A 6,565-nucleotide genomic window follows, 5' to 3' on the forward strand; every position below is an offset into this window, starting at 1 on the left:
CTGGATGCCCGAGTGCCCAGCCCTTGCCCTGCAAGCGCTGGGCGTTTCTTTGGGCGCGGATGGGCGGGCGCGCCGCATCTGGTATGCACCATCGGACGGCATCTGCTGCTGTTGCTGCGCACGCGTTCGCGCCATAGTCCAGGGCAGGCGACCGGGGCCCGCAGTGGTGCGGTCCGGCGCCGCTTACGAGGCCCGCATGTCCCCCACGAAGCATTCCCCCTCAGACGGGAAGCCGCGCAAAGTCATCCCTATCGCCGCCGCTGGCAGCTCGTTCTACGAGGCACGGCAGAAAATCCACCCACGCTCCATCCAGGGCGTGTTCGCCAACTGGCGCTGGGCCATGGTGTGGCTCACACAGCTGGTGTTCTACGGCCTGCCGTGGCTGCAGTGGGGCGAGCGCCAGATGGTGCTGTTCGACCTGGAGGTCAAGCGCTTCTACCTGTTCGGCCTGGTGCTGTACCCGCAGGACTTCATCTACCTCACGGGCCTGCTCATCATCTCGGCGCTGTCGCTGTTCCTGTTCACGGCGGTGGCGGGGCGGCTGTGGTGCGGCTTCGCGTGCCCGCAGACGGTGTACACCGAAATCTTCCTGTGGATCGAGCACCGTATCGAGGGTGACCGCAGCGCCCGCCTGCGCCTGGACAACGGCGGCTGGACGGCTGAGAAGCTGTGGAAAAAATCCGCCAAGCAGAGCGCGTGGATCGCCGTGTCGCTCTGGACGGGCTTCACCTTCGTGGGCTACTTCGTGCCGATTCGCCAGTTGGGCGCTGAGCTGCTGGCGCTGCACGGCCCATGGCAGATGTTCTGGGTGCTGTTCTACGGCTTTGCCACCTACGGCAACGCCGGCTTCCTGCGCGAGCAGGTGTGCAAGTACATGTGCCCGTACGCGCGCTTCCAGAGCGCTATGTTCGACAAGGACACGCTCATCGTCACCTACGACACCCAGCGCGGCGAGCCGCGCGGCGCGCGCAGCAAGAAGGTGGACCCCAAGGCCGCCGACCTGGGCGACTGCATCGACTGTTCGCTGTGCGTGCAGGTGTGTCCGGTGGGCATCGACATCCGCAACGGGCTGCAGTACGAGTGCATTGGCTGCGGCCTGTGCGTGGACGCCTGCAACAGCGTGATGGACAAGGTGAACTATCCGCGCGGCCTGATCCGCTACGCCACGCCCAACGGCATGGCCAGCCGCTGGAGCACGGCGCAGATGCTGCGCCGGGTCGCGCGCCCGCGAGTGCTTATCTACGTGGGTGCGCTGGTGGTACTCAGCGTGGCACTGGTGGCCAGCATGGCGCTGCGCACGCCCTTGAAGGTGGATGTGGTCAGCGACCGCGCCGTGCTGGCGCGCATCGTCTCCGGCGGCCAGCTGGAGAACCTGTACCGTCTGCAGATCATGAACGCCACCGAGGCACCGCAGCGCTACCGCATCAGCGCCAGCGGGCTGGAGGGGCTCACGGTGGCCGCCGAAGACCGCGAGACCGAGGTGGACGCCACGCAGGCCCGCTGGGTGCCGGTGCGCCTGCGCCTGCCCTACGGCGCGGCGGCGGCGGGTTCGCACACGGTGTATTTCACGGTCGAGGCGCAGGGCGGGGTGCCTGCACGGGTGGTGGAAAAGGCCGCGTTCCAGGTGCCGCGCTGAGAGGGGGCTTAGGCGGCGCCGTCCTCTGCCTCCAGGCTCTTGACCAGCACTGCCGCCTGTGTACGGCTGTAGCAGGCGAGCTTTTTCAGGATCGCCGTGACGTGCACCTTGACGGTGTTCTCCGCCAGACCCAGCTCGGCAGCGATCTGCTTGTTGAGCAGCCCGTCGGCCAGGCACAGCAGCACGCGGAACTGCTGCGGCGTGAGCTGCGCCAGGCGCGCGGCCAGCTCGGCGTCGGCCTCGGAGCGCTCGGCCGCCATGGGCGGGAACCAGCTGCCGCCGTCGAGCACCGTGGCGATGGCCTCGCCCATGGCCTCGGCCGGTGCCGACTTGGGGATGAACCCGGCCGCGCCGAACTGCTGGGCGCGGCGGATGACGCGCGGATGGTCGTTCGACGAGATCACCACCACCGGCAGCTCGGGGTACTCGCCGCGCACATGCAGCAGCGCCGAGAAGCCGCGCGTGCCAGGCATGCTCAGGTCCAGCAGCACCAGCTCTACCTCGGGGTGCTCCTGCAGCGCCGTGCCCAGTGTGGCAGCGCTGGCGGCCTCCAGCGTGCGGAACTGCGGCAGGCGCTCGCGCAGCACGTGCAGCACGGCAGCGCGGAACAGGGGGTGGTCATCGGCGACCAGCAGCGTGGGCTCGGACATGGCACGCAGTCTGCCATGCCCGGCATGTTCTCAGGCGGGCGACACGGGCATGGGCGCGCCGCTGCGGCGCCAGAAGGCGGGCTCGGCGTAGTGGCGCTTGAGGAACTCGATCCACAGGCGCACGCGCAGCGGCATGTGCTTGCGCTGCGGAAAAACGACGAAGATGCCGTTGGGCGGCGCGGCGAACTCCTCCAGCACCGGCACCAGCAGCCCGGCGGCGATTTCCGACTCCACCTCCCAGGTGCTGCGCCAGGCGATGCCCCAGCCGCCCAGGCACCAGTCGTGCAGCACCTGGCCGTCGGAGCAGTCGAGCGGCCCGCCCGGCTTCAGGTACACCACCTCGGTGCCACCGCCCTCGGCGGGCATGCGGAACGCCCAGCCGCGCGTCTGCGAGGCCTCGCTCGACAGCGTGAGGCAGGCGTGCTGCGCCAGTTCGCTGGGGTGGCGCGGCGTGCCGTGGCGCTGCAGGTAGCCCGGGGTGGCCACGCACAGGCGCCGGTTGTCGGCAATGCGCACGCTCACCAGCGCCGAGTCGGGCAGGTCGCCCACACGCACGGCGCAGTCGAAGCCCTCGCCCGCCAGATCCACCACGCGGTCGCTCAGGTTCAGTGAGATGGTCACATCCAGGTGCAGCTCGCGGAACAGCGGCACCAGCGGCGCCACATGGCGCCGCCCGAAACCCGCCGGCGCGGTGATGCGCAGGTGCCCCGTGGCCTTCACGCCCCCGGCCGATACGCTGGCCTCGGCGTTGGCCACGTCGGCCAACAGGCGCTGGCAGTCCTCCAGGAAGGCGCTGCCCTCGTGGGTGAGCGTGATGCGGCGCGTGGTGCGTACCAGCAGCTTGACGCCCAGGCGCTCCTCCAGCGCATCGAGGCGTCGCCCCATGATGGCGGGGGCCACGCCCTCGACCTTCGCCGCCGCCGTGAGGCTGCCGCGCGTTGCCACCGAGACGAAAGACTCGAACGCCTTGAGTTTGTCCATAGCGTTGATTATGTGTGCGAAAGTTAAAAATAATCCAGTTTCAAGCCGGATTACCGCATCAATTTGCGGCGCTTTGGCCTGCGTTCGGTGGTTGATGGCGATTAATGACTTTTTCGTAATGGATAAGTGTTGTTTTCCCATCTTAATGTTCGCTCGGGTATCCAATACAGTCACACCATGGAATCGCCAGCGGTGCCCTCGGGCGCCGTGGCACCCCTTTCATCAACTCCGTGCGAAAGCAAGACCATGACCCAGCGCATTTCCGTGCACGGCCTGCAAGTGGCCGAAAACCTCTACCGCTTCATCGAAGACCAGGTGCTGCCCGGCACGGGCGTGGACGCCGCTGCCTTCTGGCAGGGCTTCGGCGCCATCGTGGCCGACCTCGCACCCAAGAACGCCGCCTTGCTGGCCGAGCGTGACCGCCTCCAGGCCGAGCTGGACACCTGGCACAAGGCCCACCCTGGCCCGATCCAGGACATGGCGGGCTACCGCAAATTCCTCGAAACCATCGGCTACCTGGTGCCCCAGCCGGCCAACGCCCAGGCCACCACCACCAATGTGGACGCCGAGCTGGCCACGCAGGCGGGCCCGCAGTTGGTGGTGCCGATCCTGAACGCGCGCTATGCGCTGAATGCGGCCAATGCCCGCTGGGGCTCGCTGTACGACGCGCTGTACGGCACCGACGCCATCAGCGAGGCCGATGGCGCCGAAAAGGGCAAGGGCTATAACCCCGTGCGCGGCGCCAAGGTCATCGCCTTTGCGCGCGGCGTGCTGGACCAGGCCGCGCCGCTGGCCACCGGCTCGCACAATGACGCCACCGGCTACCGCGTGGAAGGCGGCAAGCTGGTCGTTGCACTCAAGGACGGCGGCACGACCGGCCTGAAGGACGCGGCGCAGTTCGTCGGTTACCAGGGCGACGCGGCCACCCCCTCGTCGGTGCTGCTGGCACACAACGGCCTGCACATCGACATCCGTATCGACAAGAGCACGGCCATTGGCAAGACCGACGCTGCGGGCGTGGCCGACGTGGTGCTGGAAGCCGCGCTGTCCACCATCCTCGACCTGGAGGACTCGGTGGCTGCGGTGGACGCGGACGACAAGGTGCTGGGCTACGCCAACTGGCTGGGCATCCTCAAGGGCACGCTGACCGAGACCTTCGACAAGGGCGGCAAGCCCATGACCCGCGGCCTGAACGCCGACCGCCAGTACACCGGCGCCGACGGCAAGCCCCTGAGCCTGCACGGCCGCTCGCTGATGTTCGTGCGCAACGTGGGCCACCTGATGACCAACCCGGCCATCCTGTGGGGTGCCGAGGGCAAGGAAATCCCCGAAGGCATCATGGATGCCATGGTGACCACCACCATCGCGCTGCACGACCTCAAGGGCCTGGGCGCCAACGGCATCCGCAACAGCCGCACGGGCAGCGTCTACATCGTCAAGCCGAAGATGCACGGCCCGGCCGAAGTCGCCTTCGCCGATGAGCTGTTCGGCCGCGTCGAGCAGGTGCTGGGCCTGGCCGCCAACACCGTGAAGCTGGGCATCATGGACGAAGAGCGCCGCACCTCCGTCAACCTCAAGGCCTGCATTGCCGCGGCCGCCAGCCGTGTGGCGTTCATCAACACCGGCTTCCTCGACCGCACCGGCGACGAGATGCACACCGCCATGCACGCCGGCCCGATGATCCGCAAGGGTGACATGAAGACCAGCGCCTGGATCCAGTCCTACGAGCGCAACAACGTGCTCGTGGGCCTGTCCATGGGCCTGCGCGGCAAGGCGCAGATCGGCAAGGGCATGTGGGCCATGCCCGACCTGATGGCCGCCATGCTGGAGCAGAAGATCGCCCACCCCAAGGCCGGCGCCAACACCGCCTGGGTGCCCAGCCCCACGGGCGCCACGCTGCACGCGCTGCACTACCACCAGGTGAAGGTGGCCGACATCCAGGCCGAGATGGAAAAGATCGACGCCAACGCCGAGCGCGACAACCTGCTCACCGGCCTGCTCACCGTGCCCGTGAGCAGCAACCCGAACTGGAGCGAGGCCGAGAAGCAGCAAGAGCTGGACAACAACATCCAGGGCATCCTGGGCTACGTGGTGCGCTGGGTGGACCAGGGCGTGGGCTGCTCCAAGGTGCCCGACATCAACGACATCGGCCTGATGGAAGACCGCGCCACGCTGCGCATCTCCAGCCAGCACGTGGCCAACTGGCTGCTGCACGGCGTGGTGACCGAAGGCCAGGTGCGCGCCACGTTCGAGCGCATGGCGGCCAAGGTGGACCAGCAGAATGCCGGCGACCCGCTGTACCAGCGCATGCACGGCCGCTTTGCCGAGTCCATGGCCTACCAGGCCGCCTGCGACCTGGTGTTCAAGGGCGTGGCCCAGCCCAGCGGCTACACCGAGCCGCTGCTGCACGCCTGGCGCCTGAAGGTGAAGGCCGCAGCGGCTGCCTGAAAACTATCAAATCAATAGCTTCCAGCGCTTGCTACGAAAGCGCCAGAGGCCAATTTGATTCACAATAAGAACGGCACCCCAGGGTGCCGTTTTTTGTTTTTTGCCGCGAGCCCGCCTGTATGCCGCCAGCCACCGACACCCGCCACTGCCCGCTGTGCGGCCAGTCCAACCAATGTGCCGTCGCCGCCGGGCAGCCGGCCCAGGACTGCTGGTGCATGGCCCAGCCGGTGTCACGCGCCGCGCTGGCGCGCCTGGCGCCGCAGCAGCGCGGGCAAAGCTGCATCTGCCCGCTGTGTGCGCGCGAGACGCCCACCGCCCCTATCATCGAAACCCCCGTATCCCCCACACCCTGAGGAGCACCCATGCCCACGTACCACATCGAAATGATGGAAGGCCGCACCGTCGAACAAAAGCGCAAGCTGGCCGAAGAGATCACGCGCGTCTCGGTGGAGATCCTTGGGGGCTCGCCCGAGTCGGTGGACATCCTGATCACCGACGTGAAGCGCGAGAACTGGGCCACGGGCGGCAAACTGTGGCTGGATAAACAGTGAGCAACCCCCTGAGTAACCGTCTTCAAAGTCAAGCACGATGAAGCGACGGGTCCCAAGGTTTGCCGGTTCTGACCATTGCGTTGAGCGTGGTCAGCAGCTTGCGCATGCATGCCACCAAGGCGACCTTGGGCAGTTTGCCCGCATCCCTCAAACGCTCGTAGAACGCCCGGATGACCGGGTTGTAGCGCGCTGCAGTCAGCGTGGCCATGTACAGCACACGCCGTATCTCAAAGCGCCCACCCTGCACCCTGCGTCGCCCCTTCCTGTTACCCGAGTCATTGGCCACGGGCGCCACGCCC

7 protein-coding genes are annotated in these 6,565 nt (G+C 67.5%); 4 read left to right on the forward strand and 3 right to left on the reverse strand.

The window, feature by feature from the left end:
• The first annotated feature begins 196 nt into the window (after nucleotides 1–196).
• Nucleotides 197–1,636: a cytochrome c oxidase accessory protein CcoG gene (gene ccoG / locus BN2503_RS09315; RefSeq protein WP_054256391.1), complete on the forward strand. Its 1,440-nt coding sequence runs from the start codon at nucleotides 197–199 to the stop codon at nucleotides 1,634–1,636.
• 8 nt (nucleotides 1,637–1,644) lie between these two features.
• Here ccoG and BN2503_RS09320 read toward each other — a convergent pair whose 3' ends face one another.
• Nucleotides 1,645–2,286, reverse strand: a complete 642-nt coding sequence (locus BN2503_RS09320; RefSeq protein WP_054256379.1) for a LuxR C-terminal-related transcriptional regulator — start codon at nucleotides 2,284–2,286, stop codon at nucleotides 1,645–1,647.
• A gap of 30 nt (nucleotides 2,287–2,316) precedes the next feature.
• Nucleotides 2,317–3,267, reverse strand: coding sequence for a LysR family transcriptional regulator (locus tag BN2503_RS09325; RefSeq protein WP_054256380.1), 951 nt, complete (start codon nucleotides 3,265–3,267; stop codon nucleotides 2,317–2,319).
• Between the two features lie 246 nt (nucleotides 3,268–3,513).
• Here BN2503_RS09325 and BN2503_RS09330 point away from each other — a divergent pair, with 246 nt between their 5' ends.
• From BN2503_RS09330 to BN2503_RS09340, 3 genes are all read left to right on the forward strand, one after another.
• Entirely contained in the window at nucleotides 3,514–5,715 is a 2,202-nt protein-coding gene (locus tag BN2503_RS09330) for a malate synthase G (protein WP_054256381.1), read from the forward strand.
• A 119-nt stretch (nucleotides 5,716–5,834) separates the two neighbouring features.
• Nucleotides 5,835–6,068 (forward strand): cysteine-rich CWC family protein, encoded by a 234-nt coding sequence (locus BN2503_RS09335; protein WP_054256382.1) that lies wholly within the window; start codon nucleotides 5,835–5,837, stop codon nucleotides 6,066–6,068.
• Between the two features lie 9 nt (nucleotides 6,069–6,077).
• Complete coding sequence (locus BN2503_RS09340; protein ID WP_054256383.1) at nucleotides 6,078–6,266, forward strand: 4-oxalocrotonate tautomerase; 189 nt, start codon at nucleotides 6,078–6,080, stop codon at nucleotides 6,264–6,266.
• 28 nt (nucleotides 6,267–6,294) lie between these two features.
• Here BN2503_RS09340 and BN2503_RS09345 read toward each other — a convergent pair.
• The coding region (locus BN2503_RS09345) for a transposase (RefSeq protein WP_148639741.1) at nucleotides 6,295–6,565 on the reverse strand (271 nt) is incomplete at its 5' end.

It is taken from the genome of Paenacidovorax caeni (genome assembly GCF_001298675.1).
GTDB lineage: Bacteria > Pseudomonadota > Gammaproteobacteria > Burkholderiales > Burkholderiaceae_C > Paenacidovorax > Paenacidovorax caeni.